This is a genomic window from Stenotrophomonas lacuserhaii (genome assembly GCF_039674585.1).
Lineage (GTDB): Bacteria > Pseudomonadota > Gammaproteobacteria > Xanthomonadales > Xanthomonadaceae > Stenotrophomonas > Stenotrophomonas pennii_A.
In genome coordinates, this window is record NZ_JBDJNU010000032.1 from 1 (window position 1) to 23,779 (window position 23,779).

Genomic DNA, 23,779 nt, shown 5'->3' on the forward strand with positions numbered 1-23,779 from the left:
GTGGTTATTTGGGGGGGGTCCTTCTCGTGGTTTTACCTTTTTTGCCCCCTTGCGGCGGCTCCCCCCACGGGCCAACCCCCACGAGGCATCCGGGTCAAAGGGTATCGGCGGGAACGCGTACGGTGCCTTCCATCAGCACCCGGGCGCTGCGGCTCATGATCGCCTTGGTCACGGCCCATTGCCCGTCCACAAGCGCCGCCTCGGCCCCTACCCGCAACGTGCCCGAAGGATGACCGAACACGACGGACGTGCGTGCGCCGCCGCCCGCCGCCAGGTTCACCAGCGTGCCCGGGATCGCGGCGGCGGTGCCGATGGCGACCGCGGCGGTGCCCATCATCGCGTGATGCAGCTTGCCCATCGACAACGCGCGCGCATGCAGGTCGATCGACGCGGCGGCTATCGCCTTGCCACTGGACGAAACAAAGTCCTGCGCCGGGGCCACGAACGCCACCTTCGGCGTGTGCTGGCGGGTGGCGGCCTGCTCGATGCGCTCGATCAGCCCCATGCGCACCGCGCCATGCGCGCGGATCGCTTCGAAGCGCTCCAGCGCGGCGCGGTCTTCATTGATGGCCGGCTGCAGCTCGGTGCCGGTGTAGCCCAGGTCGGCGGCGTTGAGGAAGATGGTGGGGATGCCGGCGGTGATCAGGGTCACCTTGAAGGTGCCCACGCCCGGCACCTCAAGCGCATCGACCAGGTTGCCGGTCGGGAACATCGCCCCGCCGTCCTGGTCGTCGGATGGATCGAGGAATTCCAGCTGGATTTCCGCTGCCGGGAAGGTCACCCCGTCCAGCTCGAAATCGCCCATTTCCTGTACCTGGCCATCGCGCATCGGCACGTGGGCGATGATGGTCTTGCCGATGTTGGCCTGCCAGATGCGCACGGTGCACAGCCCATCGCGCGGCACCCGTGCCGGGTCGATGAAGCCGTTGCTGATGGCGAACGGGCCGACCGCCGTGCTCAGGTTGCCGCAGTTGCCGCTCCAGTCGACGAAGGCGGTATCGATCGACACCTGGCCGTACAGGTAGTCCACGTCGTGGTCCGGCACCGAGGCCGCCGAAATGATCACGCACTTGCTGGTGCTGGAGGTCGCCCCGCCCATGCCGTCGGTGTGCTTGGCATACGGATCGGGCGAGCCGATCACCCGCATCAACAGCGCATCGCGCGCCGGACCGGGAACCTGCGCGGCGAGCGGAAGATCCTGCAGGCGGAAGAACACACCCTTGCTGGTACCACCACGCAGGTAGGTGGCAGGAATGCGGAGCTGTGGAAGAAAGGTCATGGGGTCAATCCAGCAGGAAGAGGGTCGGCGAGGTCGTCATGCACCCTGCGATGCCTCCAGGAAATCCTGCGCGAAGCGCTGCAGCACGCCGCCGGCCTCGTAGATGGACACCTCTTCGGCGGTATCCAGGCGGCAGGTCACCGGCACCATCAGCTGGCTGCCGTCGCGGCGGTGGATGACCAGGGTCAGCTCCGCACGCGGCAGCCGTGCACCGGTCACGTCGAAGGTCTCGGTGCCGTCGATGCCCAGCGTCAGGCGGGTCACGCCCGGCTTGAACTCCAGCGGCAGCACGCCCATGCCGATCAGGTTGGTGCGATGGATGCGTTCGAAGCCTTCGGCCGCGATCGCTTCCACGCCCGCCAGGCGCACGCCCTTGGCCGCCCAGTCACGCGAACTGCCCTGCCCGTAGTCGGCGCCGGCGATGATGATCAGCGGCTGCCGACGCAGCATGTAGGTTTCGATCGCCTCCCACATGCGCATCACCTGGCCTTCCGGTTCCACGCGGGCCAGCGAGCCCTGCTTCACCGCCCCGTCGACCACGGCCATTTCATTGATCAGCTTGGGGTTGGCGAACGTGGCACGCTGCGCGGTGAGGTGGTCACCCCGGTGCGTCGCGTAGGAATTGAAGTCCTCTTCCGGCAGGCCCATCTTCGCCAGGTACTCACCGGCGGCGCTGCTGGCCAGGATCGCATTGGACGGCGACAGATGGTCGGTGGTGATGTTGTCGCCCAGCACGGCCAGCGGACGCATGCCGCTGAGGTTGCGGGCACCGGCCAGCGCGCCCTCCCAGTACGGCGGGCGGCGGATGTAGGTGCTCTGCGGACGCCATGCGTACAACGGACTGATCGGCGCGCCATGCTCCACCTTGAAGGTGAACATCGGGTCGTAGACCTTGCGGAACTGTTCCGGCTTCACGCTGGCCTTGACCACCGCATCGATCTCTTCGTCGCTCGGCCACAGGTCCTTCAGGGTGATCAGGTTGCCCTGCGCATCGACGCCCAGCGCGTCCTTTTCGATATCGAAACGCACGGTGCCGGCGATCGCATAGGCCACCACCAGCGCCGGCGATGCCAGGAATGCCTGCTTGGCATACGGGTGGATGCGGCCATCGAAATTGCGGTTGCCCGACAGCACCGCCGTGGCATACAGGTCACGGTCGATGATCTCCTGTTGGATCACCGGGTCCAGCGCGCCGCTCATGCCGTTGCAGGTGGTGCACGCAAAGCCGACGATGCCGAAGCCCAGCTGCTCCAGCTCGCCCAGCAGGCCGGCCTCTTCCAGGTACAGCTGCACCGCCTTGGAGCCCGGCGCCAGTGAACTCTTGACCCACGGCTTGCGGGTCAGCCCGGCGCGGTTGGCATTGCGCGCCAGCAGCGCCGCACCGATCACGTTGCGCGGGTTGCTGGTATTGGTGCAGCTGGTGATGGCGGCGATGATCACCGCGCCATCCGGCATCAGCCCATCGGCCTGTTCGAGCTTGCCGGAGGCCAGCTTGCCTTCATCGGCAATGCCGCGCGCGGCCAGTTCACTGGTAGCCACGCGCTTGTGCGGGTTGGACGGGCCGGCCATGTTGCGCACCACGCTGGACAGGTCGAACTGGAGCACGCGCTCGTACTGCACCTGGGCCAGGTCATCGGCCCACAGGCCGGCGGCCTTGGCATAGGTTTCCACCAGCTGCACCTGCGCTTCCTCGCGGCCGGTCAGGCGCAGGTAGTCCAGGGTCTGCTGGTCGATGGAGAACATCGCCGCGGTGGCGCCGAACTCCGGCGTCATGTTGGAAATCGTGGCGCGGTCGCCGATGCTCAACGCGCTGGCGCCTTCGCCGAAGAACTCGATCCACGCGCCGACCACCCGCGCCGCACGCAGGAACTCGGTCAGCGCCAGCACGATGTCGGTGCACGTGATGCCCGGCTGCGGGCGACCGGTGAGCTCCACCCCGATGATGTCGGGCAGGCGCATCCAGGAGGCACGACCGAGCATCACGCTCTCTGCTTCCAGGCCACCGACGCCGATGGCGATCACGCCCAGCGCGTCCACATGCGGGGTGTGGCTGTCGGTACCCACGCAGGTATCCGGGAAAGCCACGCCATCGCGCACCTGCACCACCGGCGACATCTTCTCCAGGTTGATCTGGTGCATGATCCCGTTGCCCGGCGGAATCACGTCCACGTTCTTGAACGCCTTGCGGGTCCAGTTGATGAAGTGGAACCGGTCTTCGTTGCGACGGTCTTCCACGGCGCGGTTGCGCTCGAAGGCGGCCTTGTCGAAGCCGGGATGCTCCACCGCCAGTGAATGGTCGACGATCAGCTGGGTCGGCACCACCGGGTTGATCTGCGCCGGGTCGCCGCCGGCATCGGCGATGGCATCGCGCAGGCCGGCCAGGTCCACCAGCGCGGTCTGGCCAAGGATGTCATGGCAGACCACGCGGGCCGGGAACCAGGGGAAATCAAGGTCCTGGCGGCGCTCGATCAGCTGCCGCAGCGAGGCTTCCAGTACAGCCGGGTCACAGCGGCGCACCAGGTTTTCCGCCAGCACGCGCGAGGTATACGGCAGCGTGGCGTAGGCACCGGGCTGGATCGCATCGACCGCCTCGCGGGTATCGAAATAGTCCAGCGCGGTGCCGGGCAGGTTCTTGCGGTACGACTCGTTCATCAGGGGGCTGGTCATGGCTGGCTCTTGGACTATGGCGGGCCGGGCGTCGCGTCACCGGCAGGGACGGCGGTGCGAGGCCACGACGGAACCGGGACGGCATCACCGTCCCGCTCCGCACGGCACCCTGCACGAGGGTGCCGGGTCATGCATCAGGCGCGCTTGTCGATCGGCACGAACGCCTGGTCTTCCGGCCCGGTGTAATTGGCACTGGGGCGGATGATCTTGCCATCGATGCGCTGTTCGATGATGTGCGCGCTCCAGCCGGAGGTACGCGCGATGACGAACAGCGGGGTGAACATCGCCGTCGGAACGCCCATCATGTGGTAGCTCACCGCGCTGAACCAGTCCAGGTTCGGGAACATCTTCTTGATGTCCCACATCACCGTTTCCAGGCGCTCGGCGATGTCGTACATCTTCATGCTCGACTGCTCTTCGGACAGTTCGCGGGCCACGTCCTTGATCACCTTGTTGCGCGGATCGGACACGGTATACACCGGGTGGCCGAAGCCGATCACCACTTCCTTGCGCTCCACGCGCGCCTTGATGTCCGCCTCGGCTTCATCCGCGCTGTCGTAGCGCTTCTGCACCTCGAAGGCCACTTCGTTGGCGCCGCCGTGCTTGGGACCGCGCAGCGCGCCGATGCCGCCGGCGATGGCGCTGTACATGTCACTGCCGGTACCGGCGATCACGCGGCAGGCGAAGGTCGAGGCGTTGAACTCGTGTTCGGCATACAGGATCAGCGAGGTATGCATCGCCTTGACCCACGAATCCTGCGGCTTTTCGCCGTGCAGCAGGTGCAGGAAATGGCCGCCGATGGAGTCATCGTCGGTTTCCACGTCGATGGCGCGCCCGTTGTGGCTCCAGTGGTACCAGTACAGCAGCATCGAGCCCAGGCAGGCCATCAGCTTGTCGGCGATGTCACGTGCGCCGGGATGGTTGTGGTCGTCCTTTTCCGGCGAAACGCAGCCCAGCACGGACACGCCGGTGCGCATCACGTCCATCGGGTGCGCCGACGGCGGCAGCTCTTCCAGCGCGGCCTTGACCGCGGCCGGGATGCCGCGCAGCGACTTCAGCTTGGCCTTGTAGGACACCAGTTCGGCGCGGGTCGGCAGCTTGCCGTGCACCAGCAGGTGGGCGATTTCCTCGAACTCGCTGGTGGTGGCCAGGTCCAGGATGTCGTAGCCACGGTAATGCAGGTCATTGCCACTGCGGCCGACGGTGCACAGCGCGGTGTTGCCGGCAGCAGTGCCGGACAGGGCGACGGACTTCTTCGGCTTGAAGGTCGGGGTGGCGGTCGTATCGTTCATGGTTTTCCTCCCGGAAATCGTGGCAGCAGGTTACTTCCTGGCGGCGAACAGCGCATCGAGCTGCTGCTCGAAGGCGTGGTAGCCAATGCGGTCGTAGAGTTCGTTGCGGGTCTGCATGGCGTCCACCACGTTGCGCTGGTGGCCATCGCGGCGCACCGCTTCGTACACGCTTTCGGCGGCCTTGTTGGCGGCGCGGAAGGCCGACAGCGGGAACAGCTGGATCGCCACGCCGGCCGAGGCCAGCTCGTCACGGCTGAACAGCGGGGTGGCGCCGAATTCGGTGATGTTGGCCAGCACCGGAACCTTCACCGCATCGACGAAGCGACGGTAAGTGTCCAGGTCGTAGGCGGCTTCGGCGAAGATACCGTCGGCGCCAGCCTCCACGCAGGCGATGGCGCGCTCGATGGCCGCATCCACGCCGTCGACCTGGATGGCATCGGTGCGCGCGATCAGGAAGAAGTCCGGATCGGTCCTGGCATCGGCAGCGGCCTTGACCCGGTCCACCATCTCGCCCTGCGACACGATCTCCTTGCCCGGGCGGTGGCCGCAGCGCTTGGCACCGACCTGGTCTTCGATATGGCAGGCGCCGGCGCCGGCCTTGATCAGCGACTTCACCGTGCGCGCGATGTTGAAGGCGCTCGGCCCGAAACCGGTATCGATGTCCACCATCAGCGGCAGGTCGCACACGTCGGTGATGCGGCGCACGTCGATCAGCACGTCTTCCAGGGTGTTGATGCCCAGGTCCGGCAGGCCCAGCGAACCGGCCGCGACGCCGCCGCCGGACAGGTAGATGGCGCGGTAACCGGCGCGCTTGGCCAGCAACGCATGGTTGGCGTTGATCGCACCGATCACCTGCAGCGGTGATTCAGCAGCCAGGGCCTCGCGGAAACGGGCGCCGGCGGAAATGAGGGAAGCAGTCATGCGGCCATCCTGTCAGGGGTCACCGTAGGACAACGCAAAGATCGTGCCAAGCCGCAAGTGACTGATTCACCTGAGATGGGACGGCGCCGATATGAAACATATGAAACATTGAAACGGGTGTATCATGAAACACCGGACTACCCGCGACGCCCCATGTACCTGCCCCGCCCCCCCGACACCCTCGGCGAGACCGATCCTGCCCAGCCGGTGATCTGGACGGTCAGCGTGTCCCGGCTGACCGGCCTGCTCGGCGATGTCATCCCCGAGTTCGACCGCCGCGCCCGCATCGAGCAGATCAACCTCGGCTTCGAAGAGGCCGTGGCAGTGATCAACCAGCGGCTGCGCCAGGAACACTGCGACGTGGTGATCGCCGGCGGTTCCAATGCCGCCTGGCTGCGCAGCCGGCTGGACGTGCCGCTGGTGCCGATCCAGGCCAACGGCTTCGACCTGATGGAAGCGCTGGCACGCGCACGCCGCATCGCCCCGCGCATCGGCCTGGTCACCCATGCCAGCGACGTGCCGACCTTCGGCAGCTTCCAGGACAGCTTCGGCCTGCAGATCGAGCATCGCCGTTTCGTCACCCGCGAAGACGCGCGCGACTGCATCGCCGACCTGCGCGCCAACGGCATCGAAGTGATCGTCGGCACCGGCATGGCCATCGACCACGCTGAAGCCGCCGGGTTGCAGGGCGTGCTGCTGTACTCGGCCGATTCGGTCCGCCAGGCCTTCGAACATGCGTTGGAACTGACCCACACCCTGGCGCGTTCGGGCAGCCGCCGCGTGCCCGCCCGGCAACGCCGCAGCAGCCGCGCCGGCCAGGGCACCGCGCTGCTCGGCGACAGCAGCGTGATGGCCGAGGTCCGCCAGCACATCGCGCTGTACGCCCCGCATGACAGCACCGTGCTGGTCAGCGGCGAAACCGGCACCGGCAAGGAACTGGTGGCCCGCCAGCTTCACGCTGAAAGTGGTCGACGCGGCCGCTTCGTCGCGCTGAACTGCGGCGCGATCAGTGAATCGCTGCTGGAATCAGAGCTGTTCGGTTACAGCGATGGCGCCTTCACCGGCGCACGCCGCGGCGGCCGCGTCGGGCTGGTCGAAGCCTCCGACGGCGGCACGCTGTTCCTGGATGAGATCGGCGAGCTTCCGCTGCCGCTGCAGACCCGCCTGCTGCGCGTGCTGGAAGAACGCGAAGTGCTGCGCGTAGGCGCCACCGAGCCCACCCCGGTCAACCTGCGCGTGGTCGCCGCCACCCTGCAGTCGCTCGAACAGCGCGTCCAGGCCGGTCAGTTCCGCCGCGATCTGTACTACCGGCTGGCGACGTTGCGCATCGTGTTGCCACCGCTGCGCGCGCGACGCGACGACGTCGCCCCGCTGGTGCAACACTTCTTCCAGCAACTGCGTGGCATCGATGCCCCGCTCGACGATGAAGCCATGGCCCTGTTGAGCGCAGCGCAGTGGCCCGGCAACGTGCGCGAACTGCGCAACCTGGTCGACCGACTGCGCATCCATTGGCAGCCCGCCGAAGGCCCCATCGATGCGTCCCGGTTGCGGTCACTGGCGCCGGAGCTGGCGCTCGCCGCGCCGTCCTCACCGGCGCTGCCACCCGCTGTGGGACGCCCGTCCAGCGCGCAGCTGCAGCAGCTGCTGGCGGCCCACCGCAATGATCGCGAAGGCATGGCGCAGGCGCTGGGAATATCGCGCACCACGCTGTGGCGCTGGCTGCGCGCAGCGGGGCTGGGGTGAGGGGCTGTTGATCTGTGGGCAGTGACGAGCAACGGTCGTCACCCACCGGGGCAAGGCTGACGGCCAGCGGCCGTCACTACTACCGCGATCAAGGGTAGCGCCGAGCCATGCTCGGCGAGCGCAGCGGCGTGACCACCAACGGCCCTCGCCCACGGCGTCCTAACGCTGCGGAGCCCAGCGCGCGTCAAGCGCGAAACGCCCACTTCCGGCCAGCGCCAGCCACAGCAGCAGCACGGCCAAGGGCACCTCGGTCAGGTAGAAGAACCAGCTCAGCCAATCCAGCACGCCCAGTCCGCCGGGGATGCGTGCGATGCCATCGGTGAGCGCGGCCACCACGCAGATGGCCGCAAGCACCACGGCTGACGGACGACTGAGCAGGCCGACCACCAGCAGGGCGCCGGCCACCCATTCGATCGCGCCCAGCATCGGGGCGCTCAGCCCCGGCCACGGAATGCCCGCGTCATGCAACGTCGCCAGCATGCGTTCGCGGCCAGGCACGGTGAACAGCTTGTTCCACCCGGACACGCTGAACATCACGCCTGCGACCACACGGGCGGCCAGCATCACCCACGCCTCCCGCCCGACACGCAACGGGGCAACGGACCACAGCCGGCGCAGAACCTCCATCCCGACTCTCCTTTCCTGCAAAGAAAGCGAGGCTGCGACGGCCCGCCCTGCCGACACCTGAAGCAGCCACCGGCCGCGGCCAGCGGCAAGGCGCAGCGACATGCAGATCACGTCATGGCACGCACAGCGTGTGCCTCAGGGGTACAGCAGGCGCTTGCTCCAGCGGCCATCGTCGGCCTTCTCATAGCACCAGCGCTCGTGCAGGCGGAACTGCGCGCCGTACCAGAACTCGATGCGGTCCGGCACCACCCGCAGGCCGCTCCAGCCCGCCGGGCGCGGTACGTCCTGGCCATCGAAACGCGCCTCCACCGCGGCCACGCGCGCATCGAATTCCTCGCGCGAATCCAGCGTACGGGACTGGATCGACGCCCATGCACCGATCTGGCTCAAACGCGGGCGCGATGCAAAGTACGCATCGGCCTCGGCATCACCGACCTGCTCCACCGCCCCTTCGATGCGCACCTGGATGCCGGCCTCGCGCAGGCTGCGCCACAGGAACAGCAACGCCGCCTGCGGATTGGCCTGCAGCTCGCGTCCCTTGTGGCTGTCCAGGTGCGTGTAGAAAACGAAGCCACGGTCATCGAAGGCCTTCAGCAGCACCGTGCGCGCGGACGGGCGTCCGCCCGCGTCGGCAGTCGCGACGGTCATCGCGTTGGGCTCGATTTCGCTGCCCTGCCGGGCTTCGTCGAACAGCGCCGAGAAGGTGGACAACGCTTCGGTGTAGAGCTCGCTCATGACACTTCATTCCTGCAGGGATTGGGCTATTGTGGCGGCATGAAGGCAGCTGCGTACACGACCACGACGAAAGGATTCCCGGACACGCTGGCCGAACAGGCGCTGGATGACGCGCTGGCCAGCGGGGCGGAGGTGCCGGTATTGGCGATCAGCGGCCTGCAGGGCAGCGGCAAATCGACGCTGGCCGCGCAGGTGGTGGCACGTGCACAGGCACGTGGCCTGCGTGCCGCGATGTTGTCGGTGGACGATGTCTACCTGACCCGCAGCCAGCGCCAGCGGCTGGCGCGCGATGTGCATCCGCTGCTGGTCACCCGCGGCCCGCCGGGCACGCATGACCTGCCACTGGCGCAGGCCGTGCTCGATGCGGTGATCGCCCGCACGCCCACCTCGCTGCCACGCTTCGACAAACTGGCCGATGAACGGCTGCCCCCCGCACAGTGGCAGGCCCTGGATGCACCGCTGGACCTGCTGGTGTTCGAAGGCTGGTTCCTGGGTACCCCGGCGCAGCCGGCCGACGCACTGCAGGAACCGCTCAACGCGCTGGAACGCGAAGCCGACCCCGACGGTCGCTGGCGGCGCTGGTGCAACCAGGCACTGGCCGAACACTACGCGCCGCTGTGGCGGCGCTGTGACCGGCTGTGGTTCCTGCAGCCGCCGGATTTCGCGGTGGTGCCGCGCTGGCGCTGGCAGCAGGAACAGCACCTGCAGGCCGCCCAACCCGGGCGCAGCGGGATGACCCGCCCGCAGCTGGAGCGCTTCGTCCAGTACTACGAACGGGTCAGCCGGCAGGCACTTCGCACGCTGCCGACCTTGGCCGACCGGGTGATCGCGCTGGACGCCGAGCGCCGCGTGATCCGGGTCCACTGAGCCGGACGCGCGCGTGACGGGACGCGCTGCGGCCTATTCGACCAGGAAGGTGACCTTCAGGTTGACCCGCCACTCGGTGATCTCGCCACTGCCACTGGTCACCACTTTGGTTTCGTTGATCCAGGCGCCCTGGATGTTCTTCACGCTTTCGGACACCTTCTTCAGCCCGCTGCGTACCGCATCCTCGACACTGGTCTTGGAAGAGGCATTGATTTCGATGACCTTGGCGACCGACATGGTGGCTGCTCCGTGGCACGCGGGAAGCTCCGCGCGGCCCAAGGCTGGGGCGCAGGGGCGTAAGGCAGCGTCACGGAGGTGTTAGCATCACGGGGCATGAATCCCGCACCGAACCTGATCCTGATCGGCCCCATGGGCGCCGGTAAAACCTGCATCGGCCGTCGCCTCGCCGAGCGGTTCACGCTGGACTTCATCGACCTGGACCAGGTGATCGTCGACAACGCCGGCGCCAGCATTCCCACCCTGTTCGAACTGGCCGGCGAAACCGGCTTCCGCCAGCACGAGCGCCAGGCCCTGCAGCAGGTGCTCGCCGGCCACGGCCAGCTGGTGTCCACCGGCGGCGGCGCGGTGCTGGACGCCGGCAACCGCGAGGCCATCGCCGCTCGTGGCTATGTGGTCTACCTGCGGGTCAGCGTGGCGGCGCAGCTGGAACGCCTGGCGCGTGACAAAGGCCGTCCGCTGCTGCAGCGACCGGACCGCGAACAGGTGCTGCAGGACCTGGCCTACCACCGTGATCCGCTGTACCGGCAGCTGGCCGACCTCACCCTGGATACCGATCTCTATACCGCGGCCGAAGCCACTTCCCACCTGGTGGTGAAGCTGGCCGCGCACTGGCAGCGACAGGACCCCATCGCATGACCGACTCTCCCCCCCTGCACGTCGCCGTCGGCGGCGACCATCCGTATTCGATCACCATCGGCCCGGGCCAGCTGGCCGACGGCCATGCCCTGGCCCGCCATGTGCGCGGACGCCACGTGCTGCTGGTCAGCGACAGCGAGGTCGCCCCGCTGTACCTGGCCGGCGTACGCGCCGCGCTGCTGCAGGCGCGGCCGGACCTGCTCATCGGCGAACACGTGCTGCCTGCCGGCGAAGCCTCCAAGACGCTGGCCGAATTCGGCCGGGCCATCGACGCGCTGGCCGCGCTGGGTGCCACCCGCGATGCCTGCGTGCTCGCCCTCGGCGGCGGCGTGGTCGGCGACCTGTCCGGCTTTGCCGCCGCCTGCTGGATGCGCGGGGTGGACTGCGTGCAGCTGCCGACCACGCTGTTGGCCATGGTGGATTCGTCGGTGGGGGGCAAGACCGCCGTGGACATCGCGGCGGGCAAGAACCTGGTCGGCGCCTTCCATCCGCCACGCGCGGTGATCGCCGACACCCGGGTGCTGGCCACCCTGCCGGTGCGCGAACTGCGCGCAGGCCTGGCCGAAGTGGTCAAGTACGGGGCGCTGGGCGATCCGGACTTCTTCGACTGGCTGCAGCAGCACGCGCAGGATCTGTCTGCCGGCGACAATGCCCTGCTGGCCGAAGCCATCGCGCGCAGCTGCGCGCACAAGGCCGCCATCGTCGAGCGTGACCCGCTGGAAAAGGGCGAGCGTGCCCTGCTCAACCTCGGCCACACCTTCGGCCATGCGATCGAGACCGAGCAGGGCTACGCCGCCCCGGGCCGCGATGCGCTCAACCATGGCGAAGCGGTCGCGGTCGGCATGGTGCTGGCGGCGCGGCTTTCCACCGCGCTGGGCCGCGCGCCGGCCGCCGATGCCGATCGCCTGGTGGCGCTGCTGCAGTCCCTGCAGCTGCCGGTCGCCCTTCCCGCCGGCCTGACGCCGCAGGCGCTGCTGGAACGCATGCGGCTGGACAAGAAAAACGTGGCCGGACGCCTGCGGCTGGTGCTGTGGCGTGGCATTGGACACGCTGAAGTCGTGGCCGACGTGCAGGAGGACGCCGTGCTGGCCGTGCTGGCCGCCGGCTGAACCGACGGACCTGTACGCCGCGGAACCCGCGGCTGCGCAACGCCCCCGGCGCGAGCCGCCGGGCGTGGCGCGGCGCTACACTTGCGCCATGCACGCCTTCCTGCAACATCCTGCGACCGGCACCGAAGCGCCCCGCTTCCTGCGCCTGACCCTGCTGCCGGACCTGTTCGGTGGCTGGGAGCTGCTGCGCGAATCGGGTCGCATCGGTGGCCGGTCACAGCTTCGGCGCGAGCTGTACCTGGAACAAGCCGAGGCCCGCGCGGCCTTCGACAAAGCGCGCGATGCGGAACTGCATCGCGGCTTCGCGCTCCTCGACGGCAGCCGCATCTGATCGCCCCTTTTCCCGCACCGCGCACTACCCGCACAAGGAACGCCCTTACGTGACCAGTCCCCTCCGCAACGATCGCCTGCTGCGCGCCCTGCGCCGTGAACCGGTGGACCACACCCCCGTCTGGCTGATGCGCCAGGCCGGCCGTTACCTGCCGGAATACCGGGCAACGCGCGCCAAGGCCGGCAGCTTCCTGGCCATGGCGAAGAATCCGGAGATCGCCTGCGAAGTCACCCTGCAGCCGCTGCGCCGCTTCCCGCTGGACGCGGCGATCCTGTTCTCCGACATCCTGACCATTCCCGATGCGATGGGCCTGGAGCTGTACTTCGTCGAGGGCGAAGGCCCCAAGTTCCGCCATCCGGTCCGCGATACCGCCGCCATCGCCCGGCTGGCGGTGCCGGACATGGAACAGGAACTGGGCTATGTCATGGACGCGGTGCGGGTGATCCGCCGCGAACTGGATGGCCAGGTGCCGCTGATCGGTTTTTCCGGCAGCCCGTGGACGCTGGCCTGCTACATGGTGGAAGGCGGCGGCAGCAAGGATTTCGCACGCATCAAGGCGATGGCGCTGAACCACCCGCAGGAACTGCACCGGCTGCTGGAGGTGGTGACCGATGCGGTGATCGCCTACCTCGGCGCGCAGCGCGCGGCCGGTGCGCAGGCGCTGCAGGTGTTCGATACCTGGGGCGGCGTGCTGTCCCCGGCGATGTACCGCGAGTTCTCGCTGCGCTACCTGCAACGGATCGCCGCCGGGCTGGAACGCGGCCAGGGCAGCGAGCGCACGCCGCTGATCCTGTTCGGCAAGGGCACCGGCCTGCACCTTGAAGCGCTGTCGCACACCGGCGCCGATGCGCTCGGCCTGGACTGGACGCTGGACCTGGACGAGGCCGTGCGCCGCACCGGCGGACGGGTCGCGCTGCAGGGCAACCTGGACCCGACCACGCTGTATGCCAGCCCCGAGGCGATCACCGCGGCGGCCGGCCGCGTGCTGGATACCTATGCGGCCGGCAACGGCGGTTCGCGCGAAGGCCATGTCTTCAACCTGGGCCACGGCATGTCGCCGGACATGGATCCGGCCAGCGTGCAGGTGCTGGTGGATGCCGTGCACCGGCTCAGCGCGCGCTGACGCTTTTCCCGACGTGGCGGCAGGGCGTGCGTTGATCGCGCCATGACCCCCGTTGGGTGAAGATGTCGCCTCCCGGTCGTGCGGATCCAAGCCCGATGACAGCAAGCTACGCCTCCATCCGTCCCCTGCTGTGGCTGGTGTCGCTGGCGATCTTCATGCAGATGCTGGACTCCACCATCGTCAACACGGCATTGCCGGCGATGGCGCGCAGCCTGGGCGAAAGCCCGCTGCAGATGCAGTCGGTAGTCTTCAGCTACGCGCTGGCGGTGGCGACCTTCATCCCGGCATCCGGGTGGATCGCCGACCGCTTCGGCACCCGCCGCACGTTCCTGATCGCCATCATCCTGTTCACCCTCGGATCGCTGGCCTGCGCGCTGGCGCAGAGCCTGCACCAGCTGGTGGCCGCGCGCGTGCTGCAGGGTATCGGCGGGGCCATGCTGCTGCCGGTCGGGCGGCTGGCGGTGATGCGTTCGGTGCCGCGCGAGGACTTCCTGCGGGCGATGAGCTTCATCGCCATCCCGGCGCTGATCGGACCGCTGATCGGGCCCACGCTGGGCGGCTGGCTGGTCGAAGTTGCCTCCTGGCACTGGGTGTTCCTGATCAACCTGCCGATCGGAATCATCGGCTACGGGGTGGCGATGAAGGTCATGCCCGACCATTACGCGGTGCACCGCAGCCGCTTCGACCTGCGCGGCTACCTGATGCTGGCCTTCGGCATGGTGGTGCTGTCGCTGGCGCTGGACGGCATCTCCGGAATGGGCACCCCGCATGCCCTGGTGATGCTGATGACCGTGGCCGGACTGGCCGCGCTGGTCGGCTACTGGCTGCACGCCGCCAACTCCACCGCGCCCCTGTTTTCGCTCGCCCTGTTCCGCGTGCCGAGCTACCGCATCGGGATTCTCGGCAACCTGTTCTCGCGTATCGGCAGCAGCGCCATGCCGCTGCTGATTCCGCTGCTGCTGCAGGTCGGCATGGGCATGAGCCCGATGAATGCCGGCCTGATGATGATCCCGGTTGCCGCCGCCGGCATGGTCGCCAAGCGACTGGCAGTGAAGCTGGTGGAACGCTTCGGCTACCGCCGCGTGCTGATGGCCAATACCGTACTGGTGGGCCTGGCGATGGCCAGCTTCGCGCTGATGTCGCCGGACCAGCCGCTGGGCTGGCGACTGCTGCAGCTGGCGCTGTTCGGCGCGGTCAATTCACTGCAGTTCACCGTCATGAACACCGTGACCCTGCGCGACCTGGACGTGGGTTTCGCCAGTTCGGGCAACAGCCTGCTGTCGATGGTGATGATGCTGGCGGCGGGCTTCGGCGCCGCTGCCGCCGGCAGCCTGCTGGCGGCCTTCGCACCACTGGAAACCCACGGCGCCACCGCGGCCCTGCATGCCACGTTCGTGTGCGTTGGTGCGATCACGTTGACCTCCACGCTGATCTTCTGGCAGCTGCCCGATACCGGCCCGGACCCGAAGCAGATCGAGGAAGTCGCCGAATAGCGCCGCAGGCCGGTGGGATGGCGGTGCCGACCAAGGTCGGCCCTACGGATCGCCCTGCCGGGCCATCGCCCGCGCGATCGCCCCGGCCAACAGGTCCCCGGTCACCGGCTTGCGCAGGAAGCCCTGCATGTCCGCGGCGGCGACGCGCTCGGCCAGGTCGGCATCGGTGCGCGCGGTCACCGCCAGCAGGGGCAGCGCATGGCCCTGGTTGCGCAGGTGCAGGGCCAGGTCGAAGCCACTCAGGCCGGGCAGGTCCAGGTCGAGCAGGCCGATGTCGAAACGTTCACCGGCCATCTCGCGCAGGGCCGCCAACGCGTGTTCGGCATGCACCACCTCGTGCCCGCGCGCGCGCAGCAGCCCCCCGACCACTTCGGCAACGGTCGGATCGTCTTCCACCAGCAGGATGCGCAGCGGAAGCGTCGGCGCCGTTGGCAGCTCCGCGGCGGGCGCAGCGCTGGCGTCCAGCGCGTGCAGCGGCAACGGCAGGTCGACGCGGAAGCACGTGCCACGGCCCAACTGGCTTTCCACGGTGATGTCACCGCCCATCGCCAGCGCCAGCTCGCGGCTGATCGCCAGCCCCAGGCCGCTGCCGCCGTACTGTGCCGCGGTACGCGCACCTTCGGCCTGTTCGAAGCGCCGGAACAGGCGTTTCTGCAGCTCGTGGCTGATGCCGGGCCCGGTGTCGGTGACCTCGAAGCAGAGTCCGCTGGCTTCGTTGCCGGCACGCGCCAGCAGGGTGATCGAGCCGCGCTGGGTGAACTTCACCGCATTGCCCAGCAGGTTCAGCAGGATCTGCCGCACCCGCAGCGGATCCCCTTCAGCGGCAAGCCCCGGGTCCAGTTCGTTGTACAACGTGAACTGCACCGCCTTCTGCCGTGCCAGCGGCGCGGTCAGCGCCTGCACTTCGGCGAGCAGGGCATGCAGGTCGATGCTCTGCGCCTGCAGTTCCAACCGGCCCGACTCGATCCGCGCCAGGTCCAGCGCATCGTTGACCAGCAGCAACAAGTGCTCGCCGGCGCTGCGGATCGATTCGGCCTGGCCGCGCTGGCGGGTATCCAGTGGCGATGACAGCAGCAGTTCGGTCATGCCCAGCACACCGGTCATCGGCGTGCGTACCTCGTGTCCCAAGTTGGCCAGGAAGCGGGTCTTCGCCGCCGATGCCTGCTCGGCCACTTCCTGTTTGTGCACGGCCATCTGGTAGTCGTGCCGGCGGTGCAGGCGCCGCCTGTACAGCCATGCAAACCCACTGAGCAGCAGGAGCGATGCCGCCGCCAGCACCAGCACGCCGGTGACGCTGCGCCACCACGGTGGCAGCACCTGGAATTCAAGCGTCTGCACCCGCGACCAGACGTGGTCGGCAGAGCGCGCCTGCACTTCCAGTGCGTAACGGCCCGGCGGCAGCGCCGAGAACACCCGCTCACCGCCGGCCCCGCCGTCCACCCAGTCCGGGTCGTAGCCGGCCAACCGGAAGCGATAGACATTGGAAGCCGCGTCGCTGAAGGAAAGCAGACGGGCGACGATGTGCAGGTCACGGTCGCCATCTTCAATGGTCACGGCCGCGTCGTGGGTCAGCTCGACCACCTTGTCGCCGCGACTCACCTCGACCCGCTCGATCACCAGGGGGGCCTGGCGCGTGGGCGGCCCTACCTTCAGCGGATCGAACACCACCAGCCCGGCCGGCGTGCCTGCCAGCAACTGTCCACCGGCGGCAGCGATCAGCGTGTTCTCGCGGAACTCCTGGCTGGGCAGGCCGTCGTGCACGCCGTACAGGCGCACGCTCGGCGTGCGCGGGTCCACCCGCAGCATGCCGCGCGGGCTGCTGGCCCAGACGATGCCGCCGGCGTCGACCGCCAGCCCGTTCGCCGCCAGCGCCGGATAGCCCTGCACCGCGCCGATCGCCCGGTGCCGCTGCAGGGCATTGCCGTTCCACCGATGCTGGACCAGGCGTCCGTCCTGGGACAGCCACACCTGGTCGTCGGCCGCCAGCACCATGGCATGCACCGCGCCCGACGGGCCGCCATCGACCTGGACGAAACGCGCGCCCTGCGCATCCCACTCCTGCACGCCGGCACTGCTGGTCAGCCACGGTCGGCCGCGCGGTCCGCATTCCAGACTGGTGGCAAGCTGTCCCGACTGCAGTCCTCCCTGCCCGAGCGGTACATCGTGCAGCAGGTGTCCGTCCAGGTCGCGCGCCTGCACACCGGAAGGCGACATCGTCCAGACCTGGTCGGCGCACACGGCGATGTCCTGGACGTTGCCCTCCATCACCGCATCCGTGCCCGCGTCCCTGCCCCAGCGCTGCAACTGGCGAGTGGTCGGGTCGTAGCGCTGCAGGGCGTCCATCGAGCCGATCCAGACCCGCCCGCGGGCATCCTCGGCCACCGACATCAACCAGTGGTTGCCGTTGACCCAGGTCAGGTGCTGCTGCACCTTTCCGGTCACCGGGTCCAGCTTGTCCAGTGCGCCATGGCCACCGACCGTCCACACGCCCCCGTCGCGGGCCGCCGCCGTGCCCAGCACGAAGGCATTGCGCAGTGAGGAAGGCTCGTCTTCCAGCCGTGCCAGCACCGAAAACTGCCACCAGCGCGGCAGCAGATGCCACAGGCCGGCATTGGTGCTGGCCAGCCAGACGCCGCCTTCGCGATCCTGGAAGGCGCCGCTCCAGTTCGGGCGTACCCGGCCGCGGGCCAGCGCGCTGTAGAGCGGCACCTGCTGGTAGTGGCCATCAACGCCACGTCCAAGTCCGGAGCGGGTGTCCAGCCAGTAGCCCCCCTGCTCGTCATGCAGCATCACCCCAAGTACCTGGTCGTTGCGGGGGACCGGCCAGGGCGCGGGTTCGAAACGTCCGTCGGCACGCCGCACGATCACACTGCCGAGCGTGTTGATCCACAGGCTGCCATCGGCGTCTGCGGTCATGCCGTTGATCACCGTATCGGCGGGCAGGGCGTCCGGCACGCGCTCGAAACCGGTACCGGTCCAGCGCGCCAGGCCCCGCTTGGTACCGACCCACAGCGTGCCGTCCGGCAGCGTGGCCAGGAACGGTACGCTGCTGGACGGCAGACTGCGCGGGTTGCCCGGCTCGGGCAGGAACCGCTGCAGCCGCTCCTGCGCATCCAGGCGGTACAGGCCGCCCTCGTAGGTGCCGAACCAGATCGCACCATCAGGGGTGGAAGCGACACTCCAGACCGTGTTGCTGGCCAGCAGGGGCTGGCTGGCCCGGTCATAGAAGCGCATCTGCCGACGGTCCGCCGACAGCCGCACCAGCCCGGCGTTTTCCGTACCGATCCACAGCTGGTTGCGCGCGTCGGCCAGTACTGTCCAGATCCGGTTGTCACGCAGGCCATCTTCGGCGCGCCAGATGCGATAGCTGCGGCCATCGAACCGCGCCAGCCCGTCGTTGGTGGCGATCCACAGGTAGCCCAGGCGATCTTCGGCCATCCGGTTGACGGTGTTGGAAGGCAGCCCATCGAACACGGTGAGCTGCCGCGGCGTGGGCGGAACCGGCTGCGCCGGCGCGCGCGCGGGTACCAGCAGCAGCCATCCCGACAGCAGCAACGCGATTGCCGTACCCCGCCCCATCACCCTTGCCATCTCCGCATTGCCGTCCCTCACCTGCCAGACCGCGCGTTCAACGCAGCGGTGGATGCGACAGCATATCGCCGTCCCGGCATGGTAAACCGAAGCCCGCCGCTTCGCGCAGGGGGCGCCACGGGTGATCTGCGGCCTTTGCGGTTTTCACGACGACGGCCGACGCTGCCGCGCCCGCGCGATGGCTTCCACCAGCATGTCGCCGGTCACCGGCTTGCGCAGGAATCCGTCGAATCCCGCTGCCAGCACGTCCGCTTCCGCATAGGCATCCGAACGGGCGGTCACCGCCACCAGCGGGAAGTCATGCGCCAGGGCACGCAGCTGCCGCGCCAGGGCCAGGCCGTCCAGGGCGGGCAGGTCGAGATCGAGCAAGCCGACATCGAAGCAGGCGGTGGTCACCTCCGCCAACGCGGCCAGCCCGTGCAGCACATGGACCACACGGTGCCCACGCGCCGACAGCAGGCCAGTGATGACCCGGGCCACGGTCGGATCATCCTCCACCAGCAGGATCGCCAGACCGGGCAGCTCCAGTGACAGGGGATGGGGGCCGGGCGCCGGGGGGGCTTCCTCCTGCTGCCACGGCAGCGGCAGTTCCACGCGGAAGCACGCGCCGTGGCCTGGACGGCTCTGCACGCCGATGCGCCCGCCCATTGCCACGGCGAGTTCCTGGCAGATCGCCAGGCCCAGCCCGGAGCCACCGAAGCGCGACGCGGTGCGGGGCCCCTCGGCCTGTTCGAAGCGCTCGAACAGCCGCGCCTGCTGCTCCGTACTGATGCCCGGACCGGTGTCGATCACCTCGAAGGCGAGCCCGACTCCCCCTTCGCAGGGGTGCGCTTCCAGGCGCACGCCGCCGCGTTCGGTGAACTTGATGGCGTTGCCCAACAGGTTCATCAGGATCTGCCGCACGCGCATTTCGTCGCCGCTGGCCGACACGTAGCCGGGCATGCCGACGCGGCGCTGGAAGTCGAGCCCGCGTTGCCGCGCCAGCGGCTCCATCAATCCCTGTACTTCGTCCAGCAGCGCGCCGAGGTGGAATGGCCGGATGTCCAGTTCCAGCCGTCCGGCCTCGATGCGCGCAAGGTCCAGCGCATCGTTGACCAGCCGCAACAGGTGGGTGCCGGCCTGGTGGATGGCCCCGGCGTAGCCGCGTTGCTGCTCGTCCAGCGACGAATCCAGCAACAGCTCGCTCATGCCCAGCACGCCGGTCATCGGGGTGCGCACTTCATGGCCCAGGGTGGCCAGGAAGTGGCTTTTCGCCTGCGATGCCTGCTCGGCAAGGTGCTGCTTGTGCAGGCTCAGCTGCCATTGCTGGCGACGACGCAATCGCACCCGCACGTACCAGGCCAACGCCGCCAGCAGCAGCACGCCGCTTATCGCATAGGTCAGCAGCGCGATGCCGCTGCGCCACCATGGCGGCAACACCTGCACGCGCAGGTCCGGGGCAAGGGTCCACTCGCCACCGGCACGGCGGGCCTGGACTTCGATGCCGTAGTCGCCTGCCGGCAGCCGCGACAACGTGCGTTCACCGTCCACGGCGGGCACCCAGTTCAGGTCATAGCCCTCCACGCGGAAGCGATAGGCATTGCTCAGTGGATTGGCAAAGGACAACAGGCGTGCGTTGATCTGCAGGTCGCGATCATCCGGCCCGAGCACCACCGGGGCGCCCAGCGGCAGCGCCTGCCAGCCTTCGCCGTCGTCGCGGCGCACCCGCAGCGCGCCGAGCACCAGCTGCGATGGCGCCAGCGCGGCATCCCGCGCGCCGGGGTCGAATCCCACCAGGCCGGTCTGCGCCACGGCCAGTACCCGCCCCGCCGCATCCTGCGCGGGCGGACGACCAGTGAACTCGGCATCCGGCAGCCCATCGCGTTCGCTGTACAGCCGCACTTGCCGGGTCTGCGGGTTCCAGCGCAGAAGGCCACGCGGGCTGGTGGCCCACAGCTGGCCATCCGCGCCCGGCACCAGCCCGCCGATTGAAACCGGTGGCACGCCTTCGGCTGCGGCGACCTGCTCGCGCAGGGTCAGGCTGAGGCCATCCCAGTCATAGCGCTCAAAGGCGCCCTGGCGGGCCAGCCACACCCCGGTGGTGGATATCCAGGCGATGTCGAAGATCGGGCCGCGTGACACCCCAGGCACGGCCATGAAGGTGTCGTCCTGGAAGCGCAGCACGCCCCTGTCGCCGACGATCCACGGCCGGCCACGGGCGTCGAAGCGGATCTGTTCAACCGGCGCTTCACTATGGCCCGGCAGCTCTCCGGCAAGCACCTCCTGCAGCAGGCGTCCATCGCCGGCACGCTGCTGCAGCCCGTGGTTCATCACCGACAGCCACACCGTTCCATCCGGGGCGGCGCGCATCAGGTCGATGCGTTGGCGCAGGTCCGCGCCACCGTGGATCAGCCAGTCACGATGGGTGCGGCGGCGTGGATCGTACACCGTGATGCGCCCGGCGCGCCCCAGCCATATGCTGCCATCGGCGCGCGGAAGCAGCGACCAGATGGCGCCGCTGCCGATGGTTTCATCGCTGACCAGCAACGACAGGGTGCCTTTCCCATCCAGCCGGTACACGCCATGCGCCGCCCCGACGTAGAAGTCGGTGCCATCACTGGCGACGCTGAGCAGGTACTGGCTGTCCAGTGGCTTGCCATCCAGCTGGTACCACGTCGAAAACCGCTTCCAGTCCGGCGGCAGGTAGGCCAGCCCCTGGGTCAGCAGCGCGATCCAGATGCCGCCTTCGTGATCCTGCAGCAGGTCCAGCACACCGCTGTGCGCGGTCAGGAAGCCACTGCCGCGGTCGCCTTCGAGTCGCCGCAGCTGCTGCTCATCGCCACGCAGCAGACCCTCCGAACCGCCGACCCAGTAGCCGCCCTGGCGATCATGCAGCACCATCGAGGAGCGCAGCGTCTGCCCTTGCGACCACTGCGGACGATAGACCCGGTCGTCGGCATCGATGCCGAACATGCCCTCGGCCTGGGTACCCACCCAGACACGACCGCCGGCATCGCGGCTCAGCCGCAGCACCGCCGCTGCGCCCAGAGCGGCCACGCCGATCCGTTCGAAACCGGTTCCGTCCCAGCGCGCGACGCCCTGTTCGGTGCCGATCCACAAGCGTCCGCGATCATCCACCAGGCTGGAATAGATCGTATCGCTGGGGATGCTGCGCGGGTTGCCCGGGTCATGACGGAACACCTGCACCTTGCCGGCTTCGTCGCGTCGGCACAGTCCATACGCACTGGTGCCTATCCATAATGCGTTGGCGTGATCAGCCAGTGTCCAGAACTGTCCCTGGCAGGTTTCGTTGAGGTCGTTGATGGTTTCGAAGGCATCACGGGCGGGCCCCATGCGCACCAGGCCCACGCCATTGATGCCCAGCCAAAGCCGGTCCTGCGCGTCCACCAGCATTGTTTCGATTTCATTGCCGGGCAGGCTGCCCTCCACCTGCGGGTCATGCCGCCAACTGTGCAGGGAGACGCCGTCGTACCGCGCCAGTCCACCATCGGTGGCGGCCCACAGGTAGCCCTGGCGATCCTGCGCCAGCGCGGTCACCATGCGCGAAGGCAGGCCCTCGGCGGTGCCCAGGCGGCGCAGCCGGGGCGTTTCGGCGGCGTCCTGCGTGGCGGCCCGTGCCTCGCACGCGAACAGCCCTGCCAGCATGGTGCCGGCCAGCGCCAGCAGCCACCCCAATGCCCGTCCGTGATGCATGTGCCTGGCCATCGCTCCCCCTTGGATGCTGGCGATTGTCACACAGCCTTGACGAGTCGTCCGTCCAGGCCGAGGCTGCTGCGGTCGTTGCCGACACGTCCTGACAGGCAAGGGGCACCACCACCATGAACTGTTGCAGCCATGTGGCTGCTCGCGAAGCCGGCGGCGTGCGTATGATCGTCACGTCCCCCTGCAGGAGCCCGCCGCGTGCTGCAACGCCTCACCCTCGCCTTGCTGCTGTCCGCCCTGCCCTGCCTGGGCCAGGCGGCCACGCCGATGTACCGGCTCGACCCCGTGCATACACGGGTGCTGTTCGCCATCGAACACGCCGGCTTCTCCCATGCACTGGGCACCGTATCCGGCAGCGAGGGCGAACTGTACTTCGACCCGTCGGACTGGGCCGCCTCGCGGCTGGACGTGCGCGTGCCGATCACCCGCCTGGACCTGGGCGATGCGAAGTGGAACCAGGCCACGCTGGCGCGCAACCTGCTGGATGGCGAACGCTTCCCCGAAGCCCGCTTCGTGTCCACCCGGGTGGAACCGGTCGATGACACGCACGCACGCGTCATCGGTGAGCTGACCCTGCGCGGCGTCACCCGCGAGGTCGTACTGGAAGTGGCGCTCAACGCACTCAAGCGGCATCCGTTGCCGCCGTTCCGCCGCACCGCCGGTTTTTCGGCGACGACTACGTTGAGCCGCCGTGACTTCGGGCTTACCGCGTGGTCCAGCATGATCGGCGACAGCGTGCAGCTGCGCATCGAAGCGGAGGCGGTGCGTGACCGCAGCGGCCCTGATGAAGAACCCGCTGCCGCCTCGCCCGCGTCCCCCGTTCCGCCCGAACCGTCCGCCAGGAGCACGCCATGACCCGTCCCAATGCGCAACGCTGGGGGGGCGTGAGCCAGGCCCTGCACTGGCTGATCGCCGCCTTGATCCTGACCCTTGGCGTGGTGGGACTGACCATGGGCGAACTACCGAAGACGCCGAAGTATTTCTGGGTGTACACCGCGCACAAGTCACTGGGCATCACGGTGCTGGCGCTGGTGGCGCTGCGGCTGGGCTGGCGCGCGTACGCCGGTGCGCCCCCGGCGGTGCCGGGCACGCCGAGCTGGCAGGAACGCATTGCCAGTGCCACGCACGGGTTGCTGTACGTGCTGATGTTCGCCATTCCGCTGTCCGGCTGGATCTACGACTCGGCCAGCGGCCTGCGCCCGTTCCGCTGGTTCGGGCTGGTCGACGTGCCCAAGCTGGTGGCACCGGATCCGCAGACGGTCGCCGTCTCGCATGCCATCCATGAGTACGGTTTCTGGCTGTTGATCGCGGTGGTGCTGGCACATGCCGGTGCTGCGCTCTACCACCACTTTTTCCAACGCGATGCCACCCTGGCGCGCATGCTGCCGCGCGGCTGGCTCGCCTCTTCCCAGAAGGACTGATT

At 68.5% G+C, this 23,779-nt stretch carries 18 protein-coding genes; 9 read left to right on the plus strand and 9 right to left on the minus strand.

Going from position 1 to position 23,779, the window contains the following annotated elements; translation table 11 throughout:
• Positions 1–94: 94 nt before the first annotated feature.
• The 4 genes from prpF to prpB all read right to left on the minus strand — a co-directional run bounded on the left by prpF (position 95) and on the right by prpB (position 6,159).
• Complete coding sequence (prpF, locus tag ABE522_RS12605) at positions 95–1,279, minus strand: 2-methylaconitate cis-trans isomerase PrpF (protein ID WP_346591987.1); 1,185 nt, start codon at positions 1,277–1,279, stop codon at positions 95–97.
• A gap of 36 nt (positions 1,280–1,315) precedes the next feature.
• Positions 1,316–3,931 (minus strand): Fe/S-dependent 2-methylisocitrate dehydratase AcnD, encoded by a 2,616-nt coding sequence (gene acnD / locus ABE522_RS12610; RefSeq protein WP_346592013.1) that lies wholly within the window; start codon positions 3,929–3,931, stop codon positions 1,316–1,318.
• A 149-nt stretch (positions 3,932–4,080) separates the two neighbouring features.
• Positions 4,081–5,238: a bifunctional 2-methylcitrate synthase/citrate synthase gene (gene prpC / locus ABE522_RS12615; RefSeq protein ID WP_312684137.1), complete on the minus strand. Its 1,158-nt coding sequence runs from the start codon at positions 5,236–5,238 to the stop codon at positions 4,081–4,083.
• Between the two features lie 30 nt (positions 5,239–5,268).
• Positions 5,269–6,159 (minus strand): methylisocitrate lyase, encoded by an 891-nt coding sequence (gene prpB / locus ABE522_RS12620; RefSeq protein ID WP_346591988.1) that lies wholly within the window; start codon positions 6,157–6,159, stop codon positions 5,269–5,271.
• A 153-nt stretch (positions 6,160–6,312) separates the two neighbouring features.
• Between prpB and prpR the strand changes: the two genes are divergently transcribed.
• Positions 6,313–7,902: a propionate catabolism operon regulatory protein PrpR gene (prpR, locus tag ABE522_RS12625; protein WP_346591989.1), complete on the plus strand. Its 1,590-nt coding sequence runs from the start codon at positions 6,313–6,315 to the stop codon at positions 7,900–7,902.
• A 159-nt stretch (positions 7,903–8,061) separates the two neighbouring features.
• Here prpR and ABE522_RS12630 read toward each other — a convergent pair whose 3' ends face one another.
• Both ABE522_RS12630 and pdxH read right to left on the minus strand, forming a co-directional pair.
• Entirely contained in the window at positions 8,062–8,529 is a 468-nt protein-coding gene (locus tag ABE522_RS12630; RefSeq protein WP_346591990.1) for a DoxX family protein, read from the minus strand.
• A gap of 135 nt (positions 8,530–8,664) precedes the next feature.
• Complete coding sequence (gene pdxH, locus ABE522_RS12635) at positions 8,665–9,264, minus strand: pyridoxamine 5'-phosphate oxidase (RefSeq protein WP_346591991.1); 600 nt, start codon at positions 9,262–9,264, stop codon at positions 8,665–8,667.
• 39 nt (positions 9,265–9,303) lie between these two features.
• Between pdxH and ABE522_RS12640 the strand changes: the two genes are divergently transcribed.
• A complete protein-coding gene (locus tag ABE522_RS12640) occupies positions 9,304–10,131 on the plus strand; it encodes a kinase (RefSeq protein ID WP_346591992.1) in 828 nt (275 codons plus the stop codon).
• 33 nt (positions 10,132–10,164) lie between these two features.
• On the opposite strand, the gene ABE522_RS12645 is transcribed toward ABE522_RS12640, so the two are convergent.
• A complete protein-coding gene (locus ABE522_RS12645; protein WP_057508723.1) occupies positions 10,165–10,368 on the minus strand; it encodes a dodecin family protein in 204 nt (67 codons plus the stop codon).
• A gap of 96 nt (positions 10,369–10,464) precedes the next feature.
• Here ABE522_RS12645 and ABE522_RS12650 point away from each other — a divergent pair, with 96 nt between their 5' ends.
• The 5 genes from ABE522_RS12650 to mdtD all read left to right on the plus strand — a co-directional run bounded on the left by ABE522_RS12650 (position 10,465) and on the right by mdtD (position 15,063).
• A complete protein-coding gene (locus ABE522_RS12650) occupies positions 10,465–11,007 on the plus strand; it encodes a shikimate kinase (RefSeq protein ID WP_346591993.1) in 543 nt (180 codons plus the stop codon).
• Positions 11,004–12,116 carry a 3-dehydroquinate synthase gene (aroB, locus tag ABE522_RS12655; RefSeq protein ID WP_346591994.1) on the plus strand — a complete coding sequence of 371 codons (1,113 nt, stop codon included), beginning with the start codon at positions 11,004–11,006 and terminating at the stop codon, positions 12,114–12,116. Before ABE522_RS12650 ends, aroB begins: the two co-directional genes overlap by 4 nt.
• Positions 12,117–12,204: 88 nt before the next feature.
• Positions 12,205–12,447 (plus strand): WGR domain-containing protein, encoded by a 243-nt coding sequence (locus ABE522_RS12660; RefSeq protein WP_346591995.1) that lies wholly within the window; start codon positions 12,205–12,207, stop codon positions 12,445–12,447.
• A gap of 49 nt (positions 12,448–12,496) precedes the next feature.
• Positions 12,497–13,570, plus strand: a complete 1,074-nt coding sequence (hemE, locus tag ABE522_RS12665) for a uroporphyrinogen decarboxylase (RefSeq protein WP_346591996.1) — start codon at positions 12,497–12,499, stop codon at positions 13,568–13,570.
• A gap of 95 nt (positions 13,571–13,665) precedes the next feature.
• Positions 13,666–15,063: a multidrug transporter subunit MdtD gene (gene mdtD, locus ABE522_RS12670; RefSeq protein ID WP_346591997.1), complete on the plus strand. Its 1,398-nt coding sequence runs from the start codon at positions 13,666–13,668 to the stop codon at positions 15,061–15,063.
• Positions 15,064–15,105: 42 nt separating this feature from the next.
• On the opposite strand, the gene ABE522_RS12675 is transcribed toward mdtD, so the two are convergent.
• Both ABE522_RS12675 and ABE522_RS12680 read right to left on the minus strand, forming a co-directional pair.
• A complete protein-coding gene (locus ABE522_RS12675) occupies positions 15,106–18,642 on the minus strand; it encodes a sensor histidine kinase (protein WP_346591998.1) in 3,537 nt (1,178 codons plus the stop codon).
• A 156-nt stretch (positions 18,643–18,798) separates the two neighbouring features.
• Positions 18,799–22,347 (minus strand): hybrid sensor histidine kinase/response regulator, encoded by a 3,549-nt coding sequence (locus ABE522_RS12680; protein ID WP_406846352.1) that lies wholly within the window; start codon positions 22,345–22,347, stop codon positions 18,799–18,801.
• 207 nt (positions 22,348–22,554) lie between these two features.
• Between ABE522_RS12680 and ABE522_RS12685 the strand changes: the two genes are divergently transcribed.
• Both ABE522_RS12685 and ABE522_RS12690 read left to right on the plus strand, forming a co-directional pair.
• Entirely contained in the window at positions 22,555–23,211 is a 657-nt protein-coding gene (locus ABE522_RS12685) for a YceI family protein (protein WP_406846353.1), read from the plus strand.
• Positions 23,208–23,777 carry a cytochrome b gene (locus ABE522_RS12690; RefSeq protein ID WP_346591999.1) on the plus strand — a complete coding sequence of 190 codons (570 nt, stop codon included), beginning with the start codon at positions 23,208–23,210 and terminating at the stop codon, positions 23,775–23,777. Before ABE522_RS12685 ends, ABE522_RS12690 begins: the two co-directional genes overlap by 4 nt.
• Positions 23,778–23,779 lie beyond the last annotated feature (2 nt).

Coding starts and splice junctions, on each gene's coding strand:
- ABE522_RS12690 (WP_346591999.1), top strand. CDS start 23,208: ATGACCCGTCCCAATGCGCAACGCTGGGGGGGCGTGAGCCAGGCCCTG.
- pdxH (WP_346591991.1), bottom strand. CDS start 9,264: ATGAGCGAGCTCTACACCGAAGCGTTGTCCACCTTCTCGGCGCTGTTC.
- prpF (WP_346591987.1), bottom strand. CDS start 1,279: ATGACCTTTCTTCCACAGCTCCGCATTCCTGCCACCTACCTGCGTGGT.
- ABE522_RS12660 (WP_346591995.1), top strand. CDS start 12,205: ATGCACGCCTTCCTGCAACATCCTGCGACCGGCACCGAAGCGCCCCGC.
- ABE522_RS12645 (WP_057508723.1), bottom strand. CDS start 10,368: ATGTCGGTCGCCAAGGTCATCGAAATCAATGCCTCTTCCAAGACCAGT.
- prpC (WP_312684137.1), bottom strand. CDS start 5,238: ATGAACGATACGACCGCCACCCCGACCTTCAAGCCGAAGAAGTCCGTC.
- ABE522_RS12630 (WP_346591990.1), bottom strand. CDS start 8,529: ATGGAGGTTCTGCGCCGGCTGTGGTCCGTTGCCCCGTTGCGTGTCGGG.
- ABE522_RS12680 (WP_406846352.1), bottom strand. CDS start 22,347: ATGCATCACGGACGGGCATTGGGGTGGCTGCTGGCGCTGGCCGGCACC.
- prpR (WP_346591989.1), top strand. CDS start 6,313: ATGTACCTGCCCCGCCCCCCCGACACCCTCGGCGAGACCGATCCTGCC.
- ABE522_RS12675 (WP_346591998.1), bottom strand. CDS start 18,642: ATGGGGCGGGGTACGGCAATCGCGTTGCTGCTGTCGGGATGGCTGCTG.
- mdtD (WP_346591997.1), top strand. CDS start 13,666: ATGACAGCAAGCTACGCCTCCATCCGTCCCCTGCTGTGGCTGGTGTCG.
- prpB (WP_346591988.1), bottom strand. CDS start 6,159: ATGACTGCTTCCCTCATTTCCGCCGGCGCCCGTTTCCGCGAGGCCCTG.
- aroB (WP_346591994.1), top strand. CDS start 11,004: ATGACCGACTCTCCCCCCCTGCACGTCGCCGTCGGCGGCGACCATCCG.
- ABE522_RS12650 (WP_346591993.1), top strand. CDS start 10,465: ATGAATCCCGCACCGAACCTGATCCTGATCGGCCCCATGGGCGCCGGT.
- ABE522_RS12640 (WP_346591992.1), top strand. CDS start 9,304: ATGAAGGCAGCTGCGTACACGACCACGACGAAAGGATTCCCGGACACG.
- acnD (WP_346592013.1), bottom strand. CDS start 3,931: ATGAACGAGTCGTACCGCAAGAACCTGCCCGGCACCGCGCTGGACTAT.